Genomic DNA, 3,655 nt, shown 5'->3' with positions numbered 1-3,655 from the left:
TCCGCAACGGTAACACGCTCTTTCACCAGACCAAATCCCCGGACCGAATTATGTCAAAATTATCAAAAAAGACCAGCCCATTTTTGCCAATGAGTGGGTCAATTATATTGGTGAGCCGATTCTCATGCTCACGGGCAAAGACCTGGATATCCTGTACAGTTTGTTAAATGAAGTGGAGATTGAATTTGAAGAACATCAGGCTATCTATACATTGGACGAAGCGATCAAGCAAAAATCAGTATCCTTAGTTTTGGCAAGCCATGAATTTGGGGAAAGCTTAGAGAATATTTCAGCTATCGAGCAGGGAGCCCATCAAATCATAGAAGAAGAATATGATACGGGTTATCAGGAGCATGTCTACCTTGAGCCGCAAGGAATGCTCGCCGTTTATAAGGATGATGAAATTGTCGTCCAGGGATCGATGCAATGTCTTTATTATATAAAAAATGCATTGCTAAGCGCATTAGCCTGTGGTGACGATGAAGTTAGAGTTGTTCAAAGTCCTACCGGCGGAGGTTTTGGCGGCAAAGAAGATTATCCTTCGATGATGGCTTGTCACGTAGCCGTTGCCGCAAGAGCAGTCAAAAAATCGGTAATGCTCGTGTTCGACCGTTCTGAGGATATGCTGGTTACGACGAAAAGACATCCGGCCAAACTCAAATATCGAACGGCCCTTGATAAGGAAGGAAATATTTTGAGCATGTGTGTTGACATCTTTCTCGATGGAGGGGCAAATGTGGGATTGAGCGATGTCGTGCTCCAGCGCGCATTAATAAACGGTGCCGGTGTTTATAAAATTCCGCATTTTCATGCAAAAGGCTATGTCTTAAAAACAAATACCGTTCCGAACGGCGCCTTCAGAGGCTTTGGTGCTCCACAAAGCTTTGCCGGAATCGAAAGTCATATTGGACATCTTAGTAAACTGGCAAAAATCGACCCGCTTGAATATAAACGAAAATACCTCGTCAAACAAGGAGACCCCACCATCACCAAAGGTAAATTCCGCGACCCGATATTAGTGGAAGAAATGATTGAGGACGTACTCAACGTGTCAGAATACAAAAAGAAAAAAGAAGATTTTCAGCGCTTAAATCAACAAAATCAGCGCTGTAAAAAAGGCATAGGAGCTTCGTTGTTCCTCCACGGCTGTGGATTTACAGGCAGTGGCGAAAGAGATCATATAAAAGCAACGGTGAAGCTGGTTAAATCAAAGGACGACCAGGTATCACTAAAAATCTCAAACTCTGATATGGGACAAGGTATTTTGACGACGTTGTGTAAAATTGTCGCCAAAGAACTTAACCTCCCGTTCGAAGATATTTTGTGCCCTTATCCCGACACAAAAGAGGTTCCCGACTCGGGTCCGACCGTAGCTTCCAGGACGACGATGATTGTCGGGAAATTGCTTGAACGGGCCGCAAAAAAACTTAAGGATCAGTGGCAAACAGGGGTGGAACAGGAAGTAGTTGAACACTATGTTCACCGTGAAATGATTCCTTGGGACGAGAAAACCTTCACTGGAGATGCCTACCCGGCTTATTCATGGGGCGTTAATATCGTTGAAGTAGAAGTTGATACGTTAACAGGAAATATAAAGTTAGAAAAAGTATACGGCAATTATGAAGTTGGGAAGGTCATCGATGAACGGATTATGAAAGGCCAAATTGACGGTGGTTTGGCTCAAGGGCTAGCATACGGTTATCTAGAAAAGATGACGTCAAAGCAAGGTAGAATCCAACAAAAAAGCATATCGGATTATGGACCGCCGACTTCATTGGATGTTGTTTCAATTGAAAGCAAGGTCTTTGATAACCCCTATGCTGATGGTCCATACGGGGCGAAGGGGGCAGGTGAATTGACTTTAATCGGAGGCGCTCCAGCAGTCCAATCTGCGATCGAGGATGCCCTGCAAACTTCTTTTCAGCAAATTCCGATTACACCGGAAGTCATTATTGAAAGTCTTTGGATGAAAGAAGGTGAAGAGGGTTGATTAAATTCACACTAAATGGAAGAACGGTAGAAACTGACGCCCCTGCTACAGCAAGATTACTAGATTTATTAAGAGATGAGTTTGAGTTAATCGGAACAAAGGAAGGCTGTGGTGAAGGGGAGTGCGGAGCCTGCAGTGTTTTTGTGAATAACCTTCTGCAAAACAGCTGCCTTATTCCAATTGGCTCGATTGCTGGTGCCGATATTCAAACGATCGAAGGCATCACTGAAACGGAACAATTTAAAATTTTAGATGAGAGCTATTCCATCGCCGGGGGAGTGCAATGCGGCTATTGCATTCCGGGGATGATTATGGCAAGTGCAGCTTTGTTATCTGAAAATCCTCATCCTTCAGAGGCTGAAATTCGTGAAGGCATCTCCGGAAATCTGTGCCGATGTACGGGCTACAATATGATTGTTGAGGCAATTAACCTAGCAGCTAAAAAAGGTGATGGCTTATGGTAGAGAAAATAACAGCGAATCGCTTCGAGAGTTTAGACGAAACGTTGAGCCAATTGAATAGAGAAGATTGTTCAATCATAGCCGGAGGCACCGATGTTATGGTTCTTCACAAAAGTAGAAGGGGAGTACCTCCGAAAATCCCTAAACCGATTGTTTTTATAGATCATCTTTCCGAATTAAAGCAGGTGTATCAACATCACAAGGATCTCCACATCGGGGCCTGCTGTACCTATAGTGAATTACTTGAAAATCCGCTGATTCCTTTTGCTTTAAAGAATGCAATTAAAACAATTGCTGCCCCGGCAATTAGAAACCGGGGAACATTAGGCGGTAATGTTTGCAACGCCTCTCCAGCCGGTGACATGCTTCCTTTATTATATGTATACAATGCAATGATTCTGTTGCGCTCCGTAAATGGTGATCGCATGGTTGCGATTAGCGATTTTATTAAAGGTCCACGACGGGTTCAACGCTTTCACAATGAAATAGTAAAGGAGATTATTCTGCCGTTCGTATTAGAAGATTCACATGTCGTTTTCGAGAAAGTCGGCAACCGCAACGCAGATGCCATTGCCAAAGTATCGTTTGCGGGTTTCGTCCGGTTAAGCAAAGATCGAATCGATGACATTCGATTTGCCTTCGGGGCGGTCGGACCTACGATGGTTCGTTCCATTGATATTGAGAATAAGCTGGTTGGAAAAACGATACCATTAGCCGATGCAGACATCTCTGCGATTGTGGCAGCTTTCGATAAGATCATTAGACCAATCGACGATCAACGCTCCACTGCGGCTTACAGAAAAACCGTTGCGTTACATCTTTTACGTTATTTTCTTAGCGTGAAGCAATATCAACCGAATTAATGTTTTAAAATAGGGGGGAGCTTTCATGCTGCTGATGGAAAAAGTGTCCATGCTGACGCGTCAAAACGAAACCTTTGCTTTAGCCATGATTATTGAATCAAAGGGCTCGACTCCCAGGCATGTTGGAAAAATGATTGTCTACCGGGATGGTACCATTGAAGGGACTGTCGGAGGGGGCTTGGCTGAACACTATGTGATCGAAGATAGTTTAAAGGCAATCCAAAATGGCCAATCTAAAATCGTTGAATATAAATTGAATAAAAATGCAAAAGATGGAATTCAGATGAATTGTGGCGGCACGTTACGGGTTTTTATTGAAGTCTATACAAGCAGGCCTGAAC

The 3,655-nt window shown here is 43.5% G+C and carries 4 protein-coding genes; all 4 read left to right on the top strand.

Annotated features, from left to right (window positions below; translation table 11 throughout):
- Positions 1 to 124 precede the first annotated feature (124 nt).
- On the top strand, positions 125 to 1,990 hold the full coding sequence (locus ACFVSH_RS24115) for a xanthine dehydrogenase family protein molybdopterin-binding subunit (protein WP_387708260.1): 1,866 nt from the start codon (positions 125 to 127) through the stop codon (positions 1,988 to 1,990).
- On the top strand, positions 1,987 to 2,454 hold the full coding sequence (locus tag ACFVSH_RS24110) for a (2Fe-2S)-binding protein (RefSeq protein ID WP_387595273.1): 468 nt from the start codon (positions 1,987 to 1,989) through the stop codon (positions 2,452 to 2,454). The genes ACFVSH_RS24115 and ACFVSH_RS24110 overlap by 4 nt, the downstream gene beginning before the upstream one ends.
- Positions 2,448 to 3,314, top strand: a complete 867-nt coding sequence (locus tag ACFVSH_RS24105) for an FAD binding domain-containing protein (protein ID WP_387708258.1) — start codon at positions 2,448 to 2,450, stop codon at positions 3,312 to 3,314. Before ACFVSH_RS24110 ends, ACFVSH_RS24105 begins: the two co-directional genes overlap by 7 nt.
- Before the next feature lie 25 nt (positions 3,315 to 3,339).
- Positions 3,340 to 3,655 (top strand): XdhC family protein (locus ACFVSH_RS24100; protein ID WP_387708256.1); only part of this gene is annotated, 316 nt, incomplete at its 3' end.

The sequence above is a fragment of the Peribacillus sp. NPDC058002 genome, from assembly GCF_042886655.1.
Classification (GTDB): Bacteria; Bacillota; Bacilli; order Bacillales; family DSM-1321; genus Peribacillus; species Peribacillus aracenensis.
The sequence above is the reverse complement of the archived record's forward strand: the minus strand, read 5'-3'. Positions and strand labels throughout refer to the sequence as shown.

Bases quoted from the DNA above. Each gene is read 5' to 3' on its own strand.
- ACFVSH_RS24115 (WP_387708260.1), top strand. From the start codon at position 125: ATGCTCACGGGCAAAGACCTGGATATCCTGTACAGTTTGTTAAATGAA.
- ACFVSH_RS24105 (WP_387708258.1), top strand. From the start codon at position 2,448: ATGGTAGAGAAAATAACAGCGAATCGCTTCGAGAGTTTAGACGAAACG.